Source organism: Citrobacter sp. Awk 4 (genome assembly GCF_028069725.1).
GTDB lineage: Bacteria > Pseudomonadota > Gammaproteobacteria > Enterobacterales > Enterobacteriaceae > Citrobacter_D.
The window spans coordinates 22739-48028 of record NZ_JANEWG010000015.1 but is presented as its reverse complement, the minus strand read 5'-3'; the positions used below and the strand labels follow the sequence as shown (position 1 = coordinate 48028).

The following is a 25290-nucleotide window of genomic DNA, read 5'->3' as shown; positions in this document are numbered from 1 at the left end:
AGGGAATTTGAATGAGCTTTTTTATTTCTGATGCGGTAGCGGCAACAGGTGCTCCGGCGCAGGGCAGCCCGATGTCTCTGATTCTGATGCTGGTGGTGTTTGGTCTGATTTTCTACTTCATGATCCTTCGCCCACAGCAGAAGCGTACCAAAGAACATAAAAATCTGATGAACTCCATTGCGAAAGGCGATGAAGTGCTGACCAATGGTGGCCTGGTGGGTCGTGTGACCAAAGTAGCTGAATCTGGCTACATTGTTATCGCGCTGAACGACACCACTGAAGTGGTTATCAAACGTGACTTCGTAGCTGCCGTTCTGCCGAAAGGCACCATGAAGGCGCTGTAATTTATTGTTTTCCCAAAGGGAACTGCCGTGTTAAACCGTTATCCTTTGTGGAAGTACATTATGCTGGTCGTCGTGATTGTCGTCGGCCTGCTTTACGCACTTCCCAACCTGTATGGTGAGGATCCGGCTGTTCAAATCACTGGCGCGCGCGGTGTCGCCGCCAGTGAGCAAACGCTGATCCAGGTCCAGAAAACGTTACAAGAAGAAAAAATTACTGCTAAGTCTGTGGCACTGGAAGAGGGCGCTATTCTTGCGCGCTTCGACACCACCGACATCCAACTGCGCGCACGTGAAGCGCTGGTGGGCGTGCTGGGTGATAAATATGTCGTGGCGCTAAACCTTGCTCCAGCGACCCCGCGTTGGCTGGCTGCTATTCATGCAGAACCGATGAAACTCGGTCTCGACCTGCGTGGCGGCGTTCACTTCCTGATGGAAGTGGATATGGACACCGCTCTGGGTAAGCTGCAGGAGCAAAATATCGATAGCCTGCGCAGCGAACTGCGTGATAAAGGCATTCCTTATACGACTGTACGCAAAGAAGACAAATACGGTCTGAGCATTACGTTCCGTGATGACAAGGCCCGCGATGAGGCGATCGCGTATTTGACGCCCCGTCATCGCGATCTGGTGATCACAGGCCAGGGTAGCAATGTACTGCGTGCGGTAATGACCGATGCTCGCCTGAGCGAAGCCCGCGAATATGCGGTGCAGCAGAACATCAATATCCTGCGTAACCGTGTTAACCAACTGGGTGTTGCTGAGCCTGTTGTACAACGTCAGGGTGCAGACCGCATCGTCGTTGAACTGCCGGGTATTCAGGATACCGCGCGTGCGAAAGAGATTCTGGGCGCCACTGCGACTCTGGAATTCCGTCTGGTCAACACCAACGTGGACCAGTCTGCCGCCGCTTCCGGGCGTGTTCCGGGCGATTCTGAAGTGAAACAGACCCGCGAAGGTCAGCCGGTTGTGCTGTACAAACGTGTGATCCTGACCGGTGACCATATCACCGACTCCACTTCCAGCCAGGACGAATACAACCAGCCGCAGGTTAACATCTCGCTGGATAGCGCGGGTGGCAACATCATGTCTAACTTCACCAAGGACAACATCGGTAAACCGATGGCGACCCTGTTTGTGGAGTACAAAGACAGCGGTAAGAAAGATGCTAACGGTCGTTCGGTTCTGGTGAAGCAGGAAGAGGTGATCAACATCGCCAACATCCAGTCTCGCCTGGGTAACAGCTTCCGTATTACCGGTATCGACAACCCGAACGAAGCGCGTCAGCTCTCTCTGTTGCTGCGTGCCGGTGCGCTGATTGCGCCGATTCAGATTGTTGAAGAGCGTACCATCGGCCCAACTTTGGGTATGCAGAACATCAAGCAGGGTCTGGAAGCGTGTCTGGCAGGTCTGGCGGTTTCTATTCTGTTCATGATCTTCTTCTACAAGAAATTTGGTCTGATCGCGACCAGTGCGCTGATTGCTAACCTGGTGCTGATCGTCGGTATCATGTCGTTGCTGCCAGGGGCCACGCTGAGTATGCCGGGTATTGCGGGTATCGTGCTAACCCTTGCGGTGGCGGTCGATGCCAACGTACTGATCAACGAACGTATCAAAGAAGAGTTGAGCAACGGGCGTTCGGTGCAGCAGGCGATCAACGAAGGTTATGCGGGTGCATTCAGTTCCATCTTTGATGCGAACATCACCACGCTGATTAAAGTCCTGATCCTGTATGCAGTCGGCACCGGCGCAATCAAAGGCTTCGCTATCACCACCGGTATTGGTGTAGCAACGTCGATGTTTACCGCAATTGTCGGTACGCGTGCCATCGTAAACCTGTTGTATGGCGGCAAACGCATCAACAAGCTGTCAATCTGAGGAGTGCGTTGTGGCACAGGAATATACTGTTGAACAATTGAACCATGGCCGTAAAGTCTGGGACTTTATGCGCTGGGACTACTGGGCTTTCGGCATCTCTGGCCTTTTGCTGATCGCGGCCATTGTGATTATGGGCGTGCGCGGCTTTAACTGGGGGCTGGATTTCACCGGTGGTACGGTAATTGAGATAACGCTGGAGAAACCAGCAGAAATAGATGTCATGCGTGACGCGTTGCAGAAGGCGGGTTTTGAAGAGCCGCAACTGCAAAACTTCGGCAGCAGCCATGACATCATGGTGCGCATGCCGCCGACAGAAGGTGAAAATGGCGGTCAGGTGTTAGGCAGCAAAGTGCTGACGATCATCAACGAAGCCACCCACCAGAATGCGGCTGTGAAGCGTATTGAGTTCGTCGGACCCAGCGTGGGTGCCGATCTGGCGCAAACGGGTGCCATGGCGTTGATTGTGGCGCTGATCTCCATCCTCGTTTACGTTGGTTTCCGCTTTGAGTGGCGACTGGCGGCGGGTGTGGTTATCTCTCTTGCGCACGACGTGATCATTACGCTGGGCGTGCTGTCGCTGTTCCATATCGAGATTGACCTGACGATCGTCGCATCCTTGATGTCGGTTATCGGTTACTCGCTGAACGACAGCATCGTGGTTTCTGACCGTATTCGTGAAAACTTCCGCAAAATCCGTCGCGGGACGCCTTACGAAATCTTTAACGTGTCGCTGACCCAGACGCTGCACCGTACGTTGATCACCTCCGGTACGACGTTAGTGGTTATTCTGATGCTGTACCTCTTCGGTGGTCCGGTACTGGAAGGCTTCTCACTGACCATGCTGATTGGTGTATCTATCGGTACGGCTTCATCCATCTACGTCGCATCTGCGCTGGCGTTGAAACTGGGGATGAAACGCGAGCACATGCTGCAGCAGAAAGTTGAGAAAGAAGGGGCGGATCAGCCGTCAATTCTGCCTTAAACTGACGCTTATGCCGTCATAGAAATCCCGGTCAAATGACCGGGATTTTTTTTGCTTATCCGTTTGAGTTTGCGGAAGTAAAACCCATTGTTTCTGGGGATGTGTTATTTACCTGCGCGTGGTGGCGCGTTTATGCCATCAGGATGAAAGGGGTATTTTCAGTTGAACTGTGCGTCTCTGTGCTTCTGATATTGGCCCATTTGGACATAACCTATATGGTCAGCCATTAACTGCGCTTCGTGCTCGCTGTGCGTCACCAGCAGTGCGGTTTGCCCCGCGTCACGCAAAATATCCCGAACTTCTGTGCCGAGACGCTCGCGTGTTTTTTTATCCAGGCTGGAGAAGGGTTCATCCAGCAGCAGGATATCTGGATTCGGCGCCAGCGCACGGGCTAAAGCAATACGCTGTTGTTGTCCGCCGGAGAGCTCATGAGGGTAGCGACCGGCATGACTGTGCAATTCCACCATTCTTAGCAGCTCTGTCACTCTGGCCTGCTGAGTCTCACGCGGCATCCGGCGTAAACCAAACGCCACGTTTTGTTGTGCTGTCAGATGGGGGAATAATGCATATTCTTGAAAGACCATGCCGACGTGACGTTTCTCTGGCGGCAGATGTATGCCTCCTCCGGCGACACGCCGTTGTGAAACATAGATCTCTCCGCTTCGCAGCCGTTCAAATCCGGCAACGGCGCGTAGCACGGTGGTTTTTCCGCAGCCGGAGGCCCCCAGCAGACAGGCAAGCTCACCTTTACGCAAGGACATTGAAAACCCGTTCAGGACCGATTGCTGGCTGTTGCCGTAGGCAACATGCACATCCTCCAGGCGTAATGCAATTTCTGACATTGTCGTTCCTTTAGTGGCGGCGCGTCAGTTGATGACGCACCAGCAAAATAACCGGCAGTGTGCCTGCAAGAACAATCATTAAGGCGGCAATGGCCCCTTCCTCATAGGTTCCGCGAGCGGCTTCTGCATAAAGCAACGTTGCCAGCGTCTCAAAGTTAACCGGACGTAAAAGCAGCGTCGTTGGCAGCTCTTTCATCGCATCGGCAAAGACTAACAAGGCGCTACTCACCAGCGCCGGACGCAATAGCGGGAAGTGAACCCGGGCAAACGTTCCTGCGCCATTTTCTCCTAACAAACGCGAGGCTTGCTCAAGGGAAGGGGGGATACGGCCGAGCCCGGAATCCAGTGCGCCGATGGCAATCGCCTGAAAACGCATGGCGCAGCAGATAACCAGTAGTATGCCCGCAGACATCAACGGTAAGCCGCGAATTTCCAACAAATCCGCCAGCCATTTATCGACCGCCATTGCCGGTGTCAGGAATCCAATCGCCAGAATGGTCCCCGGAACCGCGTAACCCAGGGAGGCGAGGCGCATGACACCGCGACGAAATCCCGGCATCGCGTTGTCTGCGGCGCTATGGCGCGCGCTCCACGCCACCAGCAAACTGACGCACACGACCACCAGGGTGGTGCCCGCCGCGAGCGTCAGCGTGTTTTGCAATGCCGAAAGTAACGAGGCGGAAAGCGGATTTTCTGCACCTAACCGTTTCAGGCTTTCCCAAATCAAAAACAGGACCGGAGCCAGGAACCCGAGAATAACCGGCAGCGCAATGATCGCGCCGAGAAGCCATCCGCGCCAGCCGTGTACGCGTGTGGGTTGAATTTCCCGCAGGCTGCGGCTGCTAAATCCTTGTTTTCTGCGACCATAAAATTCCAGCGTCAGTATGCAGAAAATAAACATCAGCATCATGCAGGCGATTTGCGCAGCGGATGCCAAATCAGAACGAGAAATCCAGGTGGTATACACGGTGACGGTTAAGGTTTGCACGCCGAGAAATTCCGACGCGCCGATATCGTTCAGCGTTTCCAGCAGCGCCAGACTGATACCGACCGCCAGCGCAGGGCGTGCCAGCGGCAGCGCAACGCGGAAGAAGGTACCGGCAGCACCGCAGCCCAGCGTACGGGCAGCCTCCAGCAGGTGCGCAGGCTGGCTAATAAACATCGCCCGGGTCGTCAGGTAGACGTAGGGATACAACACTAAACCGAGCAGAATAATGGCGCCTGGCAGTGAACGTAAATCAGGCAGACGGAACTGTCTCGGGCTGTCAAATCCCAATAAAAAACGGATGAATGTTTGCAGCGGGCCGATGGGATGCATCAAATCGAGCCAGGCGAATGCCACAATATAGGTCGGCATTGCCAGCGGCAGCAGCAGCGCCCAACTGAGGATTTTGCGTCCGGGGAAGTCCCATGCCGTGACCGCCCATGCGCTGCCGACGCCAATGACGCCCACCATCACCGCCACCCCCGCCAGCAACAGCACGGTATTTTTCAGTACTGAGGGCAGTACAAAGGTGATGAGATTATCCCAGTGGGAGAAGTCAGCCTGCGTGGCTTGCCAGAGAAGCGCCACGATAGGGGTGAGTACGCCCAGCGCGATACACAGCGCGCCAAGATGCAGCGGCGTTAATAACGACTGCGGCCCGGAAACCAGGCCGCGTAACGTTGTCAGATGAAGTGACTTATTGATCGAATCCAACTTTATCAACCAGGAGGCTTGCTTGTTTACGGTATTTCACAATTTCAGTTAACGGGACTTTGTCGACGTCAATCTCACCGATCGTCGCGCTGATCACAGGATCAAGCTTAACGCCTTTCAGCACCGGATATTCAAAGTTTGCTTTGGCGTAGAGCTGCTGGGCTGGCGCAGACACCAGGTATTCCATCAGTTTTATGGCCTCTGCTTTATTCGGCGCGTAGCGGGCCACTGCGGCACCACTGATATTCACATGCGTGCCGCCTTGCTCAAAGGTTGGCTTAACGACTTTAATAGCGTCACCCCAACGGCGAGCATCACTGCCTTCTTTCGCATTTTTCATGTGGCCGACGTAATAGGAGTTCGCCAGACCGATATCACAAATGCCGCCGAGAATATCCCGGGCGACGTCACGATCACCGCCGGTGGCTTTACGCGCCAGGTTCGCCTTCACGCCGCGCAGCCACTCTTCGGTTTTCGCTTCGCCGTGGTGGGCAATCATCGCGGCAATTAACGCCGTGTTATAAGGATGCTGTCCGGAACGGATACACACTTTGCCTTTGTATTGCGGGCTGGAAAGCTGTTCGTAATGCCAGTTATCAATAGGCAGGGATTTATCCGCATAGAGCACACGGGCGCGCATAGACAGCGCAAACCACTGATTATCTTCACCGCGTAAATTGGCCGGAATGGCCGCCTTCAGCGCGTCTGACTGTACCGGTTGCGTCACGCCCGCTTCGACTAAATCGATGAGATTACCGGCATCGACGGTCATCAGCAGATCCGCAGGGGAATTTTTACCTTCCGCTTTCACGCGTTCGAGCATGCCGTCTTTAATATAAACCGTGTTCACTTTGACGCCGCTGGATTGCGTCCAGCTGTCGAGTAATGGCTGAATCAGGCCAGGTTCACGCGTGGTGTAGAGGGTTAACGTCTCCTCGGCGAGCGCGGGGGCGCTGAAACAGAGAGCCAGAGCTGATGCAAGAGTGATTCGGTGCAGTCTGATGCTGGGCAGAGCATTCATCGTTTTTATCCCGGAGTAATTGGAACTAATCGTTATCCGAACAGGAGCCTGTTCTTCAGGCGCGCATACAATAAATGATAATCAGTAGCAGAGACAATTATAGTGAAATGCAACTGATTCACATTTACAAAACTTTAATCAACGATGTGATATGACAAGGGGCGGCGTCACTGAGGGGAACGGCGGAATGTAAAAATGGCAATCCCTACTGACAGTATGCTGTCAGGAGCCCTGCTTTATGATTTCTCCTGAACTCACCCATACAGGCAGGAGGAATCATGAAAAACATCATTAACTGGTTTGAAATTCCGGTAGCGGATATGGAACGCGCCATTGCGTTCTATGAGCCGGTGATGCAGATGTCGCTACGCCGTGAAAAAATGGACAGTGCCGATCTGGCGGTTTTCCCGTATGTCGAACCGGCGACCGGGGGCGCACTGGCAAAATTTGATGGGATTACGCCATCGACGCAGGGCGCTATCATTTATTTGCATACGGCAGATCTGACGGCAACACTTCAACGCGTCGCTACCGCTGGCGGCGAGTGCGTCTTTGGGCCGCTTGATCTGGGGCAGGATATTGGCACTATTGCGCTGTTTACCGACAGTGAAGGCAACCGTGTGGGCCTGCATCAACCCGTGTAATCATCGCTAATACAGAGAGTGAAAATGACCCGACGCGCCGACCGCTTGTTTCAGATTGTGCAGATCCTGCGTGGCAGACGGCTGACAACGGCGGCGCTGTTAGCCGAACGGCTTGAGGTTTCCGAGCGAACAATCTATCGCGATATCCGCGACCTTTCATTATCCGGCGTACCAGTGGAAGGCGAAGCGGGGATCGGGTATCGCTTAATTGCAGGCTTTGATCTGCCTCCGCTGATGTTAACGCACCGCGAATCAGAAGCGTTGATGGTAGCCATTCGCTTGCTGAAAACATGGGGAGGGAATTCCCTTTCGCGGGAACTGGAGTCTGCTCAGGAGAAAGTACTGGCGATATTGCCGGAAGAGAGTCGCCGTCGGGCGGAACAGACAAGGATATTTGCACCTGATTTTGGTACGCAGCCGCATTCCCGCAGTGCTTTTGACCTCATTCACCAGGCGGTTTCGGCGCAGCAAGTACTGGCGTTACATTATCGCGATGAAGCCGGACATCTCAGTTGGCGGGATGTGCAGCCGCTCGGGATGTTCTTCTGGGCAGAACACTGGCTGCTGATTGCCTGGTGTGAGCGGCGTGAAGATTACCGCTGTTTTCGCGTTGACCGTTGCCTGCAGATTACCCCGCTTGACCGACGTTTCCGCGAAGACGCGAACCGCTCGTTGCGTGATTTCTTGCGTAAAGTGCAATGTGAAGACAGGACATAAATTGTCTTCTCTTCGGGATTGCTAAAAAGCGCACTTCGCGGGAAACTGCACATGACCTTATCGTTAACCCTGGTTTTTCATCATCATGGCAATAATCCCCAAAAATTATGCGCGGCTGGAAAGCGGCTATCGTGAAAAAGCGCTGAAACTCTTTCCCTGGGTCTGTGGGCGTTGCTCACGCGAGTTTGTCTACTCGAACCTGCGTGAGTTGACAGTGCATCATATGGATCACGATCACACCAATAATCCGGAAGATGGCAGTAACTGGGAACTGCTTTGCCTCTACTGTCACGATCATGAGCATTCAAAATACACTGAGGCCGATCTGTATGGTTCCACGGTCATTGCCGGGGAAGATGCGCAGAAGGATGTCGGGGAAGCGAAGTACAATCCATTTGCTGACCTGAAAGCGATGATGAATAAGAAGAAATAAAAAAAGCACCGACGATATTTTCGTTCGGTGCTTTTTTTTGCCCGCTGGCGCTTCGCTTAACTGGCCTGGGATAATCACGCAGGCCAGTTCGCCATCCGGCTACTTCGCGCAATTAGAAGTTATAACCTACCACCAGGTATCCACCCCAACCGGTAGAGCGTACGTTAAAGTCGCCTTTACCGAAGTTCAGCTCTGCGTCATCGCTCCACTGACCCCCATTGTGCCAGTAACGGGCGACGACGGAGTAGTGCCAGTGATCGTAGTTCAGCGCCAGAATGTGGCTGGACGCGATAGAGTTGTTGGTACGCGCTTTGTTGCCGTTAAGATCGGAGAAATCTTCGTCGCCCAGATCTGAACCCCAGTCGAAGTTGGTGAAGCCGATGTAGCTCAGGTTACCGCCCCACAGTTGGGTGATTGGTACAAAGTATTTCACTTTGAAGCGGTAGCCGTCCCACTCGTTTTCGTTCGCTGCGCCATAGTTCTGCCACTGGTATTTTGCATAGACGTTCATGGACAAGCTCATCGGCAGACCGGTGTCGATGTCAGTACCCAGACCCATGTACCAGGTGCTCTGGCGACCATCTTTGTTACGACCCATGTCGTAGATGTAGTTGTTGGCGAAGTACCACTCTTTAAACGGACCAAAGCTCAGATCGGTATTGGTCAGTTTATCGATAGAGAAACGCGGTTCGATCTCCATAAACAGCGGGGAACCGTGGTTCCAGATACCTTTCGCATCGGTGTTACCACCGAAGAATACCGGGGCATCCGCGTAACCATAGAAGTCAAACCAGTCTTTTTTCCCGAACGCTTCATATTCCAGATAGGTGTCGTTACGGATCTGCGGTCCGAAACGCGTGTGGTAGCTGCCGACCACGTTTACGCTCTGGTGCCACCAGTCAGAAAGATATTGCGGTTTGTCGTTTTCAGCTGCATTAACGGTGAAAGACGACGAGAGCGCCAGCACTGCACCGGCTGCGAGTAATGTTTTTTTCATATGTATGCCACTGTTTAAAAATCCCTTGCGGGAGTGAAAAAGGCGCAAATTGCGTTTCTAAATATTTCGTGTTTCTGCGGAGCCTATTATAAAAACCCTTGCTCACAAAAATCTGTCTTGTTTCACAGTTCTATCATTCACGTAATCGATTGCGTTCACGTTTGCGTACTTTAAACGGTGAGAGTGTACTGGCTTTCATGAATGTAGCCAATTTTCACAAAAAGTGAGAGTGATGTAAGAGGAATAACAAAGTTGACGGGGAATATGTTGCGGAACGAACAAAACGCTCCGCTCGGGCGTTTATTGCGTCACAGGCTGTATGTCGTGGATGCGAATAAAAGCTGGCTGGTCTTGGGTCAATCCATTTAACTGTAACGGAATGTCAATGTCGCTGGGCGCCAGAAGACTGGCAGGGGCGTTAATCAATTGATTACGTACATTCACTTCCTGATAATTTTCAGTCGTTCCCTGGATTTGCCCGTATTCCACCGTACCGCTGAATGCCGGTAATGGATCATTGGACTCGCCCTGAATACGCAGCGTCAGACGCGTACCGTCGGCATTAGGGGCAATATTGATAAGTGACATGCGCAGAGTACCAATCTGGCTGTTCAGACGGGCTGGCGTTTTGGAACCCGGCAGCAGGTAAACGCCGCTGGATGATTTCGCATTCAACCTGTTTTGCTGCGTAATCTTTACGGTTTCCTGGTTCAACTGAGTCATTTCTGCACTCAACGTACTGACGCTTTGATGCATCTGGCGTACTTCGCTCTGTTGCACACAGGCGCTGAGACTAAAGAGGCTTCCCACCAGGATAATTCTTAGGTAACGTCTTGTCATGTAGATTATTTCCTTCATTGTCGGGATAACCTAATGGTAGATCTCCTGGTGAGCAAAGGGATAGATCCTTTGTCTCAAAAGCGCTCCGCCTTTGTTGTCACGTCAGTTCAGGGTAAAATAGATTTCGTTAACCACTGAGGTACAGGACGCCGTATGCATTGCCCATTCTGTTTCGCCGTAGACACTAAGGTTATTGACTCTCGTCTTGTCGGCGAGGGCTCTTCAGTACGCCGCCGTCGGCAGTGTCTGGTCTGTAATGAACGTTTCACGACGTTTGAAGTCGCGGAGCTTGTGATGCCGCGCGTGATAAAAAGTAATGATGTGCGTGAACCTTTCAACGAAGAGAAGCTGCGTAGCGGTATGCTCAGAGCGTTGGAAAAACGCCCGGTCAGCGCCGACGACGTAGAAATGGCGTTAAATCACATTAAATCGCAACTGCGCGCCACTGGAGAACGTGAAGTTCCCAGTAAGATGATTGGCAATCTGGTGATGGAGCAACTGAAAAAGCTCGATAAAGTTGCCTATATCCGTTTTGCCTCCGTATACCGCAGTTTTGAAGATATCAAAGAATTCGGCGAAGAGATCGCTCGCCTACAGGACTAAGCCATGATGGATGAGTTTTACATGGCGCGAGCGCTTAAACTTGCTGCGCGCGGGCGGTTCACCACCCATCCCAACCCGAACGTAGGTTGCGTGATCGTCAAAGAGGGCGAGATTGTTGGTGAAGGCTATCATCATCGCGCCGGTGAACCTCATGCTGAAGTCCATGCGTTGCGAATGGCAGGTGAGAAAGCCAAAGGTGCCACTGCGTATGTCACGCTGGAGCCGTGCAGCCATCATGGTCGTACGCCGCCGTGCTGTGACGCATTAGTGGCGGCGGGCGTCACCCGCGTCGTCGCGGCCATGCAGGACCCCAACCCGCAGGTGGCGGGACGTGGGCTCTATCGTCTGCAACAAGCCGGAATTGACGTGAGCCACGGGCTGATGATGAGCGAAGTGGAAGCATTGAATAAAGGCTTTCTCAAGCGGATGCGTACGGGATTCCCGTATATACAGCTGAAGCTCGGCGCTTCACTCGATGGCCGTACGGCAATGGCCAGCGGCGAAAGCCAGTGGGTAACCTCGCCACAGGCGCGGCGTGACGTGCAGCGTTTGCGCGCGCAAAGCCATGCCATTCTGACCAGTAGTGCGACGGTGCTGGCTGACGATCCGGCATTAACGGTGCGCTGGGATGAACTGAATGCGGATACGCAGGCGATTTATCCGCAGGAAAATCTGCGCCAGCCGGTGCGCATTGTTATCGACAGCCAGAACCGCGTCACACCAGAACATCGCATTGTGCAGCAGCCGGGTGAAACCTGGTTTGCCCGCACACAGCGTGACGATCGCAACTGGCCGGAAGGCGTGCAGTCACTCATCATCCCGGAGCACAACGGTCATCTTGACCTTGTCCTGCTGATGATGCAGCTTGGCAAACAGCAAATTAACAGTCTCTGGGTAGAAGCCGGGCCGACGCTGGCTGGAGCGCTGTTACAGGCTGGATTAGTGGATGAGCTTATCGTTTATGTTGCGCCTAAACTGTTAGGAAGCGACGCCCGGGGATTATGTGTACTGCCGGGGCTTGAGAAATTAAGTCAGGCCCCCCATTTTAAATTCAACGAGATACGCCATGTAGGTCCGGATATTTGCCTGCATTTAGTGGGTGCATGATCTCCCGGTTCGAAAGGGAAGCAGCGCACAAAATATTATGATAAAATCCGCCCCCCTGCGGGGCCACAAATGAACCCGAAGGAAGAGTATGAACATTATTGAAGCTAACGTTGCTACCCCGGATGCTCGCGTCGCCATCACCATTGCGCGTTTCAACAACTTTATCAATGACAGCCTGCTCGAAGGTGCGATTGACGCCCTGAAACGTATTGGTCAGGTAAAAGATGAAAACATTACTGTCGTTTGGGTTCCAGGTGCGTATGAGTTGCCGCTGGCGGCAGGCGCACTGGCAAAAACCGGTAAATATGACGCGGTGATTGCGCTGGGTACCGTTATCCGTGGCGGTACTGCACACTTCGAATATGTCGCTGGCGGGGCAAGCAATGGCCTGGCGCATGTCGCTCAGGAAAGCGAAATCCCGGTAGCCTTTGGTGTTCTCACCACTGAAAGTATTGAACAAGCTATCGAACGTGCTGGCACTAAAGCCGGTAATAAGGGCGCTGAAGCTGCACTGACCGCGCTTGAAATGATTAATGTATTGAAAGCCATTAAGGCCTGATTTTTGTAAGGGGAAATCCGTGAAACCTGCTGCTCGTCGCCGCGCCCGTGAGTGTGCCGTTCAGGCACTCTACTCCTGGCAGTTGTCCCAGAACGACATCGCTGATGTTGAATACCAGTTCCTGGCGGAACAGGACGTAAAAGATGTAGACGTACTGTACTTCCGTGAACTGCTGTCCGGGGTGGCGACTAATACCGCGTACCTGGACGGATTGATGAAACCTTACCTGTCTCGTCTGCTGGATGAACTGGGTCAGGTAGAAAAAGCGGTGCTGCGTATTGCGCTGTTTGAACTGTCCAAACGTAGTGATGTGCCTTATAAAGTGGCCATTAACGAAGCTATCGAACTGGCGAAAACCTTCGGTGCCGAAGATAGCCACAAGTTCGTCAACGGCGTACTGGATAAAGCAGCACCTGTGATTCGCCCCAACAAAAAGTAATCACCAGGCCGTCAGAAGAGCGGGATGTTTCCGCTTGCCTGACGGCCTTTTCTTTTTTCCTGCTGAGGCATAACGTATGGCATGCGGCGAGTTCTCCCTGATTGCCCGTTATTTTGACCGTGTAAGAAGTTCTCGCTTCGATGTCGAAACCGGCATTGGTGACGATTGCGCTCTCCTGAATATCCCTGAAAAACAGACCCTGGCAATCAGCACTGATACGCTGGTGGCGGGCAACCACTTTCTTCCTGATATTGATCCTGCCGATCTGGCCTATAAGGCGCTGGCGGTCAATTTAAGCGATCTGGCTGCGATGGGGGCCAACCCTGCCTGGTTAACGCTGGCATTGACGCTCCCTGATGTGAACGAAACCTGGCTCGCCGCGTTCAGTGACAGTCTGTTTGAACAACTCAATTATTACGATATGCAGTTGATCGGCGGCGATACCACTCGTGGACCGTTGTCGATGACGCTGGGTATTCATGGTTATGTCCCCACGGGGCGCGCCTTAAAGCGCTCAGGTGCGAAACCGGGCGACTGGATCTACGTGACAGGGACACCGGGTGACAGCGCCGCAGGGCTGGCGATTTTACAGAATCGATTACAGGTCACAGAGGCGAAAGATGCAGAGTATCTGCTGAAGCGCCATTTACGCCCCACGCCGCGTATTTTGATCGGCCAGGCGCTGCGCGATCTGGCGAGCTCGGCTATCGATCTCTCCGATGGACTGATCTCGGATCTGGGCCATATTGTCACTGCCAGCGGTTGCGGCGCTCGCGTTGAGGTAGACGCATTACCGTACTCCACTGCGTTCTCCCGTCATGTGGCACCCGAGCAGGCGCTGCGCTGGGCGCTCTCCGGCGGTGAAGACTATGAGTTATGCTTCACCGTCCCGGAAATTAACCGCGGTGCGCTGGATGTGGCCATTGGTCAGCTTGGCGTCCCGTTTACCTGCATTGGGCAAATGAGCGCGGATGTGGAAGGCATGAATTTTGTGCGTGACGGAAATCCTGTCACCTTTGACTGGAAAGGATATGACCATTTTGCCACGCCATAAAGATGTCGCGAAAAGTCGGTTAACACTATGTAATCCGTGGCATTTATTGGCGACAGGATTTGGCAGCGGGCTGAGTCCTGTCGTGCCGGGTACGATGGGATCGCTCGCGGCGATCCCTTTTTGGTATCTGATGACATTTTTACCCTGGCAGCTTTACTCTCTGGTGGTGATGCTCGGGATCTGTATCGGTGTTTATCTTTGCCATCAGACGGCGAAGGATATGGGCGTACACGATCACGGCAGCATTGTGTGGGACGAGTTTATCGGGATGTGGATAACCCTGATGGCGTTGCCCACCACGGCCTGGCAGTGGGTGGCTGCAGGGTTTGTGATTTTCCGTATTTTTGATATGTGGAAACCCTGGCCGATCCGCTGGTTTGACCGCAACGTTCATGGCGGGATGGGGATTATGGTCGATGATATCGTCGCGGGCGTGATTTCCGCCGGGATACTGTATTTCATCGGACATCACTGGCCGATTGGGTTGATTTAAACGCATCTTGCCGGACGACGCTGCGCTTATCCGGCCTACGGGTTTGTGTAGGCACGGGAAACGTAGCGCCACCGGGCATTGCCACATTACTTAAATCCCACCACCGGATGCGGCTTGTACGGTGTTTCCAGCTCGGCAATCTGCTCCGGCTGCAGCGTTAAATCTACGGCATTCAGCAGTTCATCCAGCTGTTCTTCGCGTGATGTACCGATAATCGGCGCAGCAACGCCACGTTTACTCAGCAGCCAGGCCAGTGCGACCTGGGCACGCGTCGCGCCAAGCTCTTCACTGACGCCTGCCAGACGTGCGGCGATTTGCGCGTCATTTTCATCGCTCTCATTGTACAAATTTTTGCCAACCTCATCGGAGATCAGACGGGCGGTGGTTTCACCCCAGGGGCGCGTCAGGCGTCCACGTGCCAGCGGACTCCAGGGGATCACCGCCACACCTTCCTGGTAACACAGCGGCAGCATTTCGCGCTCTTCTTCGCGATAGATAAGGTTGTAGTGATCCTGCATGCTGACGAACTGCGCCCAGCCATGCTGTTTCTGGATCGCCAGTGCCTGAGCAAATTGTGCCGCGTACATGGAAGAAGCGCCGATGTAGCGTGCCTTGCCGGCCTTTACCACGTCGTTCAGGGCTTCCAGCGTCTCTTCAATGGGCGTGTTGTAGTCCCAGCGGTGAATTTGCAGGAGGTCGACATACTCCATGCCAAGACGGGTGAGGCTGTCATCAATGGAACGCAAAATTTGCGCTCTGGACAAGCCTTCCGGCAGGTTGCCGACGGGATAAAAGACTTTAGTCGCGACCACAACGTCTTCGCGACGGGCAAAATCTCGCAGGGCGCGCCCGACAATTTCTTCGCTGCTTCCGTCGGAATAACTGTTGGCGGTATCGAAGAAATTAATGCCGCCTGCGAGTGCGCGTTGAATGATGGGGCGACTGCTTTCTTCTGGTAGTGTCCAGGCGTGATTGCCGCGATCCGGTTCACCGAACGTCATGCAGCCCAGGCAGAGGCGAGAGACCCGGAGGTCAGTTTTTCCTAACGTATTGTATTGCATGATACCACTCCTGCTTTGCTGGTCATCGTTCAAGCATAGCAGGAGTGAGGAGGGGAGTTACGCCAGCCAGGCTTTGATTCTGGCCTCGATACCTTCAGCATTGAGCCCCAGTTCTGCACGGGCTTCGTCCTGAGTACCTTGTGGGATGAAATGGTCTGGCAAACCGAGGTTAAGCACCGGCACAGGTTTACGATGCGCCATCAGCACTTCGTTGACACCGCTGCCTGCACCGCCCATGATGGCGTTCTCTTCGATCGTGACCATCGCCTCGTGGCGAGCCGCCATTTCCAGAATCAACGTTTCATCCAGCGGTTTCACAAATCGCATATCGACTAAGGTCGCATTGAGCGACTGCGCCACTTTGGCCGCTTCTGGCATCAGCGTACCGAAATTCAGAATCGCCAGTTTTTCACCGTGGCGTCTGACGATACCTTTCCCAATTGGCAGTTTTTCCAGCGGCGTCAGTTCAACGCCTACCGCATTGCCGCGCGGATAACGTACGGCGGCAGGACCCTCGTTGTAGTGATAGCCGGTGAAAAGCATCTGGCGACATTCGTTTTCGTCGCTCGGCGTCATGATGACCATTTCCGGAATGCAGCGCAGGAAGGAGAGATCGAAGGCCCCCTGATGCGTCTGCCCGTCAGCACCGACAATTCCCGCCCGGTCGATAGCAAACAGCACAGGCAGTTTTTGAATGGCGACATCGTGCAGCACCTGATCGTAGGCGCGTTGCAGGAAGGTAGAGTAAATCGCCACCACTGGCTTATAACCACCAATCGCCAGACCGGCTGCAAAGGTCACCGCGTGTTGTTCAGCAATCGCCACGTCGAAATAGCGATCGGGGAATTTACGTGAGAACTCCACCATCCCGGAACCTTCACGCATCGCCGGTGTGATGGCCATCAGTTTGTTGTCTTTGGCCGCCGTTTCACACAACCAGTCACCGAAGATTTTCGAGTAACTCGGCAGACCGCCGCTGCTTTTGGGCAGACAACCGCTGGAAGGATCAAATTTAGGAACGGCGTGGAAAGTAATCGGATCTTTTTCTGCAGGTTCGTAACCACGGCCTTTCTTGGTCATGATGTGCAGGAACTGCGGTCCCTTCAGGTCGCGCATGTTCTTCAGCGTGGTGATAAGTCCGACGACGTCGTGACCATCGACCGGCCCGATGTAGTTAAAGCCCAGCTCCTCAAACAGGGTGCCGGGGACGACCATGCCTTTGATATGTTCTTCGGTGCGTTTGAGCAACTCTTTAATCGGTGGTACGCCGGAGAAGACTTTCTTCCCGCCTTCACGCAGCGAAGAGTACAGCTTGCCGGAAAGCAGCTGCGCCAGATGATTGTTCAGCGCGCCGACATTTTCGGAGATCGACATTTCGTTGTCGTTCAAAATAACCAGCATGTCCGGCTTGATATCGCCCGCATGGTTCATCGCTTCAAACGCCATCCCGGCGGTGATGGCGCCGTCACCAATGACACAGACGGTGCGGCGATCTTTGCCTTCTTTTTCAGCGGCAACGGCAATACCAATTCCGGCGCTGATGGAGGTGGAAGAGTGGCCGACGCTCAATACGTCGTACTCGCTCTCTTCGCGCCACGGGAAGGGGTGTAAACCGCCTTTCTGGCGAATGGTGCCGATTTTATCGCGGCGACCTGTGAGAATTTTGTGCGGATAAGCCTGATGCCCCACGTCCCAGATCAACTGGTCAAACGGGGTATTGTAGACATAGTGCAATGCCACGGTCAGTTCCACCGTGCCCAGCCCGGAGGCGAAGTGTCCACTCGAACGGCTTACGCTGTCGAGTAAATAGCGGCGCAGTTCGTCGCAGAGTTTCGGCAGGCTCTCTTTCGGGAGCAGACGTAACTCCTGGGTGGAATCGACCAGTGCCAGGGTAGGGTATTTGGCTATATCAAAACTCATCAGAGACTCATCGTTTGTTTACCCAAATTGCAGTGTATCTACTGCAATTCATTGCTCAGGGTAGTCAATTATTTATCACGCTGGATTATGTAGTCCGCTAGCGCTTCCAGTGCCGAAGTATCGAGAGACAATGCTGCCAGTTGGCGTAAAGACTGGCGAGCGTCATCAATCAGATCCTGGGCTTTATTTCGGGCTTGCTCAAGGCCCAAAAGTGCAGGATAGGTACTTTTGCCAAGTTGCTGGTCAGCTCCCTGGCGTTTACCCAGCGTTGCAGTATCACCCACCACATCCAGAATGTCATCCTGAACCTGGAAGGCTAAACCGATACTTTCTGCGTATTTGTCGAGTATCGGCAGGGCATTTCGTCCGTTTTCTCCGGCACTTAGGGCACCGAGACGAACCGCGGCGCGGATCAATGCGCCTGTTTTATGACGGTGGATCCGTTCCAGTGCTTCCAGGGGGACCTGTTTCCCTTCGGCATCGAGATCCAATGCCTGTCCGCCGCACATGCCCGCAATACCGCTCGCGTTTGCCAGTTCTGAGATCATGGCGATACGGTCGCGATCGGCGACTTCCGGCATCGGCGCGTCGCTGATGATGGAGAACGCCAGAGTTTGCAGGGCATCGCCCGCGAGGATCGCATTGGCTTCACCAAATTTTACATGACAGGTCGGCAGGCCGCGACGCAGATCATCGTCGTCCATTGCCGGTAAATCATCATGGATCAATGAATATGCATGTATGCACTCAACGGCGGCTGCCGGGGCATCCAGCGTGGTGATACTGACGCCAAACATCTGACCGGTGGCGTAAACCAAAAATGGGCGCAGGCGCTTACCGCCTAATAGTGCGCCATATTGCATGGTTTCAACCACGGGAGTGTTCTGAAAGGGCAGTGGTGCGATAAAACGACTCAACGCCTGGTTTGCTTGCTCAACGCAAGCCTGTAACTGCTGCGTAAAATCCATGTACTTACTCGTTGTCCGGTGTAAACGGCGTGGGTGAGGCGTCTTCATTATCAGTCAGCAGGATCCGCACACGCTGTTCCGCCTGTTGCAGCTTATCCTGCCCCTGACGTGCCAGTTGCACGCCACGTTCGAATTCGTTCAGCGCCTCTTCCAGCGGCAGGTCGCCACTTTCCAGACGGGTAACAATCTGTTCCAGCTCGCTCAGCGCTGTTTCAAAGCTGGCGGGCGCCTCGTTTTTCTTCGGCATAATGAATGTCTGACTCTCAATATTTTCAGCCCCACCATGGTAGCGGACTCAGGGCAATTATCAAATAACGCGCAATGTGCACAGGAGGCGCGCGATGGTGGTATACTTGCGCGCCTGGATGCAGCCGCAGGTGTGGGCTGCTGTATTTTTCCCATAACAAGTCCTTTAGACTTGCCAACGAACCATTGCCGCCATGAAGTTTATCATTAAATTGTTCCCGGAAATCACCATCAAAAGCCAATCTGTGCGTTTGCGCTTTATAAAAATTTTGACCGGAAACATTCGTAACGTTTTAAAGCACTATGATGAGACGCTCGCCGTTGTCCGCCACTGGGACAATATTGAGGTGCGCGCCAAAGATGAAAACCAGCGTCTGGCGATTCGCGACGCGCTGACCCGTATCCCGGGTATCCACCATATTCTTGAAGTGGAAGATGTGCCGTTCACCGACATGCACGATATCTTCGAGAAAGCGCTGGTCCAGTATCGTGACCAACTGGAAGGCAAAACCTTCTGTGTCCGCGTCAAGCGTCGTGGTAAACACCCATTCAGCTCTATTGAAGTCGAACGCTATGTCGGCGGTGGTTTGAATCAACACATTGAGTCCGCTCGTGTGAAACTGACCCACCCGGATGTGACGGTACATCTGGAAGTGGAAGACGATCGCCTGCTGCTGATCAAAGGTCGTTATGAAGGTATCGGCGGCTTCCCGATTGGTACGCAGGAAGATGTCCTGTCGCTGATTTCTGGCGGTTTTGACTCTGGCGTTTCCAGCTACATGCTGATGCGTCGCGGCTGCCGCGTACATTATTGCTTCTTTAACCTCGGCGGTGCTGCGCATGAAATCGGCGTGCGCCAGGTTGCTCACTATCTGTGGAACCGCTTCGGCAGTTCGCACCGCGTGCGTTTTGTTGCGATCAACTTTGAACCGGTGGTCGGCGAGATCCTCGAAAAAGTGGATGATGGCCAGATGGGCGTGGTGCTTAAACGCATGATGGTGCGTGCGGCGTCGAAAGTGGCGGAACGTTATGGCGTACAGGCGCTGGTGACCGGTGAAGCGCTGGGCCAGGTGTCCAGCCAGACCCTGACCAACCTGCGTTTGATCGATAACGTCTCCGATACGCTGATCCTGCGTCCGCTGATCTCTTACGATAAAGAGCACATTATCAACCTGGCGCGCCAGATCGGTACTGAAGACTTTGCGCGGACCATGCCGGAATATTGCGGTGTGATCTCGAAAAGCCCGACCGTGAAAGCGATCAAGGCGAAGATTGAAGCGGAAGAAGAGAACTTCGACTTTAGCATCCTCGATAAAGTGGTTGAGGAAGCGAACAATGTTGATATTCGCGAAATTGCGCAGCAGACCCAGCAAGAGGTGGTGGAAGTTGAGACTGTCAGCGGTTTTGGCCCCAACGATGTGATTCTGGATATTCGCTCTGTGGATGAGCAGGATGACAAGCCGCTGAAAGTTGAAGGCGTGGATGTGGTGTCTCTGCCATTCTACAAACTGAGCACCAAATTCGGCGATCTCGACCAGAGTAAAACCTGGCTGTTGTGGTGCGAACGCGGTGTGATGAGCCGTTTGCAGGCGCTGTATCTGCGCGAGCAAGGCTTTGAGAACGTGAAGGTCTATCGCCCGTAATCGTTGATTACCCCGGCCATCTGCGCCGGGGTAAGTTTAATCCTGCAAATCAAGCGTCGCGACGCTTCTCACCAACCGATCGGCTATCTGACACTGTTATTGAAAGCGGACAGGAAGCGTTTTCCCGTTCGATTCCCAGACACCCTGATAAATGCCACCTTTTAAATCCAGCGTAATCTTCTCTTCGACTTCCGCAGAGACGGTAGTTTTCAACTCATAGTGCTGAAGACTCTCCGTGCCGCATTTGCCGGTCAGTTCGATAGGTGAGCCATACTTTTCATAATAATAGGCTCCGCTGGCAGCCGATTCATCACAACTGATATTCATCACGATGCGCATACTTTTCCCCAACGTGCCGTAGACTAACTTGTCGTTAAGCGAGGGGGCAGGGGAGAGGGACTTCTCACTGTTACCGGAAATCAGTGACTTCCCGTAGGGGGTCAGTTGGTCGTGTAGCGTTGCGGCGGCGATTTTCGTCGTGAAATCACCGAGTTCATCCATTGCGCGGCTTGCATGGTTGCTGCAACGTCCATTAATGAAGACGAGATCGCCTTTCTGCAGTGAGAATCTATCGACATAGAACAGCCCGCCCTCATACGTTGCACATGAGGCATAGAGCTCCTCGTAATTAAAATCTTCCTCTGTTCCGGCTTTGGTTTGCTCTGCCCACTCGGACTTATGCTTTTCAACAAAGGTAGTTATCTGGGAACGAATATCTTTCCTGACGCGGGTATTTAACTGGGCAATGGCGGCTGGGGAAAGCAGATCGTTGAGGGTGATACTCGCGCCACTCGCTAAATCGAAGCTCAGTGGAACATTGTAAGACTCGCAATAGGCACCGCAGCCTTCCACAAAGATGTTTAATGTCAGTATCTTACCGTCACGATATACGACGGTATAGTCCAGATTGGCGGTGGCATCAATGCCCGCTTTCGCCAGCTTATTCAACGTGGCCTGCGGATCGGTACCCGGCAACTGGTTCAGAAAACGGGAGAAGATAAAATCGTTGATCCGTTTTGCGGCTTGTGGGTTATCCGCTGAGGTGAACCAGGGGAGACGATACTGAATTTCCGTACTCTCAGGATAGCTAAAGTTAAGGTTCTTAATGTCTAACTGCGTCGCCATCACACAGCCAGAAAATAACCATAAAGCCACTCCGATCAGACATCCCTTCATCTGTTATTCCTTTATTAAGATTACGTCGGCCGCTGGAGTGGCCTTGAAATTACTCGTAGTAGTTATAAATGCCTGCCGCCATAACTAACTGTGACGCAACCTGGTGGGCCTTTTCGCGTCCGACCAGCAGGTCAATGATTTTGAGACCAAAGTCGATAGATGTCCCCGGCCCCTGACTGGTCAACAGGTTAACTCGCGGGTCCCATACCACCCGTTTGTCCTGCCACTGTTCAGCCGGGATTTTATCTTTCAGCGCGGGAAAGCCGGTCATATTGCCGAGCGGGAAGATATCGTGCGGCACCAGTACCGTTGCCGCCGCCGCGCAGATTGCCGCGACGATACGTCCGGAACGATGAAACTGTTTGACCGTTTCAACCAGCAACGGACTGTCGCGAAAACACTCGGCACCTTTAATACCACCCGGTAGCACAATGATGTCGAAATCGCCGTCAGCCACTTCCACCAGCGGTGCGTCTGCGAGCAGTTTCACGCCACGCGAACAAACGATAGTCAGGGACCCGTCGCTGGCCACACTCGCCGTCGTGACCTGAATACCACCACGAACCAATAGGTCGATAGTGGTGACCGCTTCGGTCTCTTCACTACCAGGGGCGAGACATACCAGTGCTTGAGCGCTCATACTCACTTTCCTTTCGCTTTATCATTTCAAACAGACGGGCGTTTTCCACAACGGCAATACCATGCGCGCGGGCGCGTTTTAATAAGTAGCCGGTAATGTAATCGATCTCTGTATGGCGCAGAGCACGAATATCCTGCAGCATGGATGAGATGTTTTGTGCCGTACTGTCAATCACTTGCTCAACATAATAGCGTAAATCATCCACCGAGGTATGGTGCCCTTCACGTTCGATAACGGCGGCCACCTCCTGACAGATCAGCATGATTTGTTCAGGGTGTTGTCGTAGTTCGCCATTTGGACAGCCCCACAGGGCAGTGAGCGGATTGACCACACAGTTCACGGCCAGTTTGCGCCACATTTCGGCACGTATATTGTTGTGCCAGGCAACATCAGGCAACACGTTCTGCAGGAGATCGGCGAGGTAACTGTAATCACCATCCTGCTCACGCGCCGGGCCAATGCGCGTTGTCCCATTGGCGACGTGGATAATAATGTTGCCATCGCGCCTTGCGGCATGGGTGGTGGTGCCCATCAGCAGTGGTTGAGAAATGCTTTGCAGTTCTTCAATAGTGCCCATTCCATTGTGAATCAACAGAATCGGCGTGGTCACCGGCAGAAGTGCCGCAAGCCCTTTCACGGCGTCCGAGACTTGCCAGGCTTTGAGTGTCACCAGCAACAGATCGCTTTTCGCGAGAAAATCGGGGTCGTTTGCCGTCAGGGATTCATTAAAAATCGAACCATCGATTTCGAGCAGGTTCACGCTGCAATAAGGTTGCGGTACCCGCAGCCAGCCTTGTACTTCATGTCCATGTTTGCACAGCGCTGTAAGCCAAAGCTGCCCTAAGGCTCCGCATCCCAATACGGTTATTTTCATTCTTCCTCCTCACCCGCAACAGCACCGGGTGTTCTTCCACATAGTATAGCGCTGTCTGTCGAGGAACTTTGCAGGTATTATGCTTCGCATCAAAAACAGAGGGAGAGGAAAAGATGCCATCTTTCGATATTGTGTCTGAAGTTGATCTTCAGGAAGCGCGTAACGCCGTCGATAATGCGAGCCGCGAAGTTGAGTCACGCTTTGATTTTCGGGGCGTTGAGGCCACTTTTGAGCTGAACGAGGCGAATAAGACGATCAAAGTCCTGAGCGAATCTGATTTTCAGGTCAATCAACTGCTGGATATTTTGCGTGCCAAGCTGCTGAAACGCGGCATTGAAGGGACGTCTCTGGACGTACCGGAAACTTTCGTGCACAGCGGTAAAACCTGGTTTGTTGAAGCAAAGCTGAAACAAGGCATTGAAAGCGCCGTGCAGAAGAAAATCGTCAAGCTGATTAAAGACAGCAAGCTGAAAGTACAGGCGCAAATTCAGGGCGAAGAGATTCGTGTGACCGGTAAGGCTCGCGACGATCTGCAGTCCGTGATGGCGCTGGTGCGCGGCGGCGATCTGGGGCAGCCGTTCCAGTTTAAAAACTTCCGCGATTAAGTCGTCATCCGACACATTGCCCGGTGGTGCTGACGCCTACCGGGCCTACGGGCGATGTCGATTCGTTTGCCGGAAAAGGCGTAGCCACCATCCGGCAAACGAATCTCTTACCCCAGCTTGATTGCCTGTTCGACCTCAAACCGATTAGTCACTTTGCTGTCGATCTTCACGTAGGCGGAATGTTCGCTCGCCACAATCAACACTTCACTCACCCCATCTTTTGTCATCAGACGCTGTTTAAGGGTGTCATCAGCGGCAACATCCGGTGGAATTTCGACACGTAAGCTGCTGACATACGGCGGTTCTTTCATGGTACTGGCAACCGCCAGCCATACGATGCTCAGCATGGCACCCGCCAGAAACACCGCCTGACCGTCAAACATCCCATCGACCCATCCCCCCAACGAGCCGCCAATCGCCACGCCCAGGAACTGGCTGGTGGAGTAGACGCCCATTGCGGTCCCTTTATAACCGGCGGGAGACTCTTTGCTGATGAGTGAGGGGAGGAGAGCTTCCATCAGGTTGAAGGCGAGAAAGAAAAGCTGAACCCCGGCAATCAGTCCCCAGAAATGGACGTTTGCGCTCCACAGAACAATTTCCGCAATCAGGATCAGCGCCACGCACCACAGAAATACCCGCTTCATTTTGCGTTTTACTTCAGCATAAATAATGAAAGGCACCACTGAACCAAACGAGATCAACATGGTGACCAGGTAAATTTTCCAGTGTTCGGCGGCGGGAAAACCCGCTGCGGCGAGCTGACCGGGGAGGGCGACGAAAGTAGACATCAACAGGATGTGCAGGCACATAATGCCGAAGTTGAGCTTGAGCAGTTTGGGTTCGGCCAGTACCTTGCTGAAACTGCCTTTTACCATCCCGGATTCACGGTTCAGTACATGGTTAGTACTGTTCGGCACCACCCAGACAGTCAGAATAATACCGAGGGTGGCCAGTACCGCGATCATCCAGAACAGGGCATTCAGCCCCAGTGCGTGAGTGATGATTGGCCCAAGCACCATCGCAATGGCGAAGGTAATGCCAAAACTGACGCCGATAAACGCCATCGCTTTGGTGCGGTTTTGCTCGCGGGTTAAATCCGATAACAGCGCCATAACGGCGGCGGCGATGGCGCCGGACCCCTGCAAGGCGCGCCCCAGAATGATTCCCCAAATCGAGTGGGAGAGGGCGGCGATCACGCTACCGGCGACAAACACCGCCAGACCACCGACAATAAGCGGCTTGCGGCCAATACGGTCGGAGAGCAATCCGAAGGGGATCTGAAAAACGGCCTGCGCCAGCCCGTAAATGCCGATGGCAATCCCAATCAAGGCTTCACTGGCGCCTTGTAGCGCCATGCCATAAGTGGTCAGAACAGGCAGGACCATAAACATGCCGAGCATGCGCAATGAAAATACGGTCCCTAAACCCCAGGTGGCGCGCAACTCGCCCGGCGTCATTTTGTAATCGTTCATTCCCACCTCTGTATAAATTTCGCGACTAGTGTAAAG

Annotated in this window: 27 protein-coding genes; 14 read left to right on the top strand and 13 right to left on the bottom strand. The window is 53.5% G+C overall.

Annotated features, from left to right (window positions below; all coding sequences use genetic code 11):
- The first annotated feature begins 11 nt into the window (after positions 1-11).
- From yajC to secF, 3 genes are read left to right on the top strand one after another with little or no spacing between them, the layout of a single operon-like run.
- Positions 12-344, top strand: coding sequence for a preprotein translocase subunit YajC (gene yajC, locus NNO04_RS08615; RefSeq protein WP_162378979.1), 333 nt, complete (start codon positions 12-14; stop codon positions 342-344).
- Between the two features lie 27 nt (positions 345-371).
- A complete protein-coding gene (gene secD, locus NNO04_RS08610) occupies positions 372-2219 on the top strand; it encodes a protein translocase subunit SecD (RefSeq protein WP_271444300.1) in 1848 nt (615 codons plus the stop codon).
- A 10-nt stretch (positions 2220-2229) separates the two neighbouring features.
- Positions 2230-3201: a protein translocase subunit SecF gene (secF, locus tag NNO04_RS08605; protein WP_271444299.1), complete on the top strand. Its 972-nt coding sequence runs from the start codon at positions 2230-2232 to the stop codon at positions 3199-3201.
- 158 nt (positions 3202-3359) lie between these two features.
- Here the strand turns inward: secF and NNO04_RS08600 are convergent, their stop codons facing one another.
- Genes NNO04_RS08600 through NNO04_RS08590 form a run of 3 tightly spaced genes read right to left on the bottom strand, consistent with a single transcriptional unit; the run spans position 3360 to position 6763 of the window.
- Positions 3360-4043: an ABC transporter ATP-binding protein gene (locus NNO04_RS08600; RefSeq protein WP_271444298.1), complete on the bottom strand. Its 684-nt coding sequence runs from the start codon at positions 4041-4043 to the stop codon at positions 3360-3362.
- A gap of 10 nt (positions 4044-4053) precedes the next feature.
- Complete coding sequence (locus tag NNO04_RS08595; RefSeq protein WP_271444297.1) at positions 4054-5742, bottom strand: ABC transporter permease; 1689 nt, start codon at positions 5740-5742, stop codon at positions 4054-4056.
- On the bottom strand, positions 5726-6763 hold the full coding sequence (locus tag NNO04_RS08590; protein WP_271444296.1) for an extracellular solute-binding protein: 1038 nt from the start codon (positions 6761-6763) through the stop codon (positions 5726-5728). The genes NNO04_RS08595 and NNO04_RS08590 overlap by 17 nt, the downstream gene beginning before the upstream one ends.
- Positions 6764-7041: 278 nt before the next feature.
- Here NNO04_RS08590 and NNO04_RS08585 point away from each other — a divergent pair, with 278 nt between their 5' ends.
- The 3 genes from NNO04_RS08585 to yajD all read left to right on the top strand — a co-directional run bounded on the left by NNO04_RS08585 (position 7042) and on the right by yajD (position 8557).
- Positions 7042-7407 carry a VOC family protein gene (locus NNO04_RS08585; RefSeq protein WP_271444295.1) on the top strand — a complete coding sequence of 122 codons (366 nt, stop codon included), beginning with the start codon at positions 7042-7044 and terminating at the stop codon, positions 7405-7407.
- A 24-nt stretch (positions 7408-7431) separates the two neighbouring features.
- The gene (locus tag NNO04_RS08580; protein WP_271444294.1) at positions 7432-8124 is read left to right on the top strand and encodes a helix-turn-helix transcriptional regulator; all 693 of its coding nucleotides are present in this window, start codon (positions 7432-7434) and stop codon (positions 8122-8124) included.
- Between the two features lie 85 nt (positions 8125-8209).
- Positions 8210-8557, top strand: a complete 348-nt coding sequence (gene yajD, locus NNO04_RS08575; protein WP_162378971.1) for an HNH nuclease YajD — start codon at positions 8210-8212, stop codon at positions 8555-8557.
- Positions 8558-8669: 112 nt separating this feature from the next.
- Here the strand turns inward: yajD and tsx are convergent, their stop codons facing one another.
- A complete protein-coding gene (gene tsx, locus NNO04_RS08570; protein WP_271444293.1) occupies positions 8670-9554 on the bottom strand; it encodes a nucleoside-specific channel-forming protein Tsx in 885 nt (294 codons plus the stop codon).
- A gap of 300 nt (positions 9555-9854) precedes the next feature.
- Complete coding sequence (locus NNO04_RS08565) at positions 9855-10394, bottom strand: DUF3251 domain-containing protein (protein ID WP_271444292.1); 540 nt, start codon at positions 10392-10394, stop codon at positions 9855-9857.
- Positions 10395-10547: 153 nt separating this feature from the next.
- On the opposite strand from NNO04_RS08565, the gene nrdR reads away from it, so the two are divergent.
- The 6 genes from nrdR (at position 10548) to pgpA (ending at position 14649) form a co-directional block, all read left to right on the top strand.
- The gene (nrdR, locus tag NNO04_RS08560; RefSeq protein WP_162378968.1) at positions 10548-10997 is read left to right on the top strand and encodes a transcriptional regulator NrdR; all 450 of its coding nucleotides are present in this window, start codon (positions 10548-10550) and stop codon (positions 10995-10997) included.
- Between the two features lie 3 nt (positions 10998-11000).
- Positions 11001-12104, top strand: a complete 1104-nt coding sequence (gene ribD, locus NNO04_RS08555) for a bifunctional diaminohydroxyphosphoribosylaminopyrimidine deaminase/5-amino-6-(5-phosphoribosylamino)uracil reductase RibD (protein ID WP_271444291.1) — start codon at positions 11001-11003, stop codon at positions 12102-12104.
- An 88-nt stretch (positions 12105-12192) separates the two neighbouring features.
- Positions 12193-12663, top strand: coding sequence for a 6,7-dimethyl-8-ribityllumazine synthase (gene ribH / locus NNO04_RS08550; RefSeq protein ID WP_046476205.1), 471 nt, complete (start codon positions 12193-12195; stop codon positions 12661-12663).
- Positions 12664-12682: 19 nt separating this feature from the next.
- The gene (nusB, locus tag NNO04_RS08545; RefSeq protein WP_162378966.1) at positions 12683-13102 is read left to right on the top strand and encodes a transcription antitermination factor NusB; all 420 of its coding nucleotides are present in this window, start codon (positions 12683-12685) and stop codon (positions 13100-13102) included.
- 76 nt (positions 13103-13178) lie between these two features.
- Entirely contained in the window at positions 13179-14156 is a 978-nt protein-coding gene (thiL, locus tag NNO04_RS08540; RefSeq protein ID WP_271444290.1) for a thiamine-phosphate kinase, read from the top strand.
- Positions 14134-14649, top strand: a complete 516-nt coding sequence (gene pgpA, locus NNO04_RS08535; protein ID WP_162378964.1) for a phosphatidylglycerophosphatase A — start codon at positions 14134-14136, stop codon at positions 14647-14649. The genes thiL and pgpA overlap by 23 nt, the downstream gene beginning before the upstream one ends.
- 86 nt (positions 14650-14735) lie before the next feature.
- Here the strand turns inward: pgpA and NNO04_RS08530 are convergent, their stop codons facing one another.
- The 4 genes from NNO04_RS08530 to xseB form a co-directional block, all read right to left on the bottom strand.
- Positions 14736-15710 carry an aldo/keto reductase gene (locus tag NNO04_RS08530; RefSeq protein WP_271444289.1) on the bottom strand — a complete coding sequence of 325 codons (975 nt, stop codon included), beginning with the start codon at positions 15708-15710 and terminating at the stop codon, positions 14736-14738.
- Between the two features lie 57 nt (positions 15711-15767).
- Positions 15768-17630, bottom strand: coding sequence for a 1-deoxy-D-xylulose-5-phosphate synthase (gene dxs, locus NNO04_RS08525; RefSeq protein WP_271444288.1), 1863 nt, complete (start codon positions 17628-17630; stop codon positions 15768-15770).
- Between the two features lie 68 nt (positions 17631-17698).
- The gene (ispA, locus tag NNO04_RS08520; protein ID WP_162378961.1) at positions 17699-18598 is read right to left on the bottom strand and encodes a (2E,6E)-farnesyl diphosphate synthase; all 900 of its coding nucleotides are present in this window, start codon (positions 18596-18598) and stop codon (positions 17699-17701) included.
- A 4-nt stretch (positions 18599-18602) separates the two neighbouring features.
- Positions 18603-18845, bottom strand: coding sequence for an exodeoxyribonuclease VII small subunit (xseB, locus tag NNO04_RS08515; protein ID WP_162378960.1), 243 nt, complete (start codon positions 18843-18845; stop codon positions 18603-18605).
- A 193-nt stretch (positions 18846-19038) separates the two neighbouring features.
- Here xseB and thiI point away from each other — a divergent pair, with 193 nt between their 5' ends.
- Entirely contained in the window at positions 19039-20487 is a 1449-nt protein-coding gene (thiI, locus tag NNO04_RS08510; RefSeq protein WP_271444287.1) for a tRNA uracil 4-sulfurtransferase ThiI, read from the top strand.
- Positions 20488-20583: 96 nt separating this feature from the next.
- Here thiI and NNO04_RS08505 read toward each other — a convergent pair whose 3' ends face one another.
- Genes NNO04_RS08505 through panE form a run of 3 tightly spaced genes read right to left on the bottom strand, consistent with a single transcriptional unit; the run spans position 20584 to position 23177 of the window.
- Positions 20584-21663, bottom strand: coding sequence for a hypothetical protein (locus NNO04_RS08505; protein ID WP_271444286.1), 1080 nt, complete (start codon positions 21661-21663; stop codon positions 20584-20586).
- A 49-nt stretch (positions 21664-21712) separates the two neighbouring features.
- A complete protein-coding gene (gene yajL, locus NNO04_RS08500; protein WP_271444285.1) occupies positions 21713-22303 on the bottom strand; it encodes a protein deglycase YajL in 591 nt (196 codons plus the stop codon).
- Positions 22266-23177, bottom strand: coding sequence for a 2-dehydropantoate 2-reductase (gene panE / locus NNO04_RS08495; protein ID WP_271444284.1), 912 nt, complete (start codon positions 23175-23177; stop codon positions 22266-22268). Before panE ends, yajL begins: the two co-directional genes overlap by 38 nt.
- Positions 23178-23290: 113 nt before the next feature.
- Between panE and NNO04_RS08490 the strand changes: the two genes are divergently transcribed.
- Entirely contained in the window at positions 23291-23782 is a 492-nt protein-coding gene (locus tag NNO04_RS08490; RefSeq protein WP_162378955.1) for a YajQ family cyclic di-GMP-binding protein, read from the top strand.
- Positions 23783-23889: 107 nt separating this feature from the next.
- Here the strand turns inward: NNO04_RS08490 and NNO04_RS08485 are convergent, their stop codons facing one another.
- Complete coding sequence (locus NNO04_RS08485; protein ID WP_271444283.1) at positions 23890-25254, bottom strand: MFS transporter; 1365 nt, start codon at positions 25252-25254, stop codon at positions 23890-23892.
- Between the last annotated feature and the right edge of the window lie 36 nt (positions 25255-25290).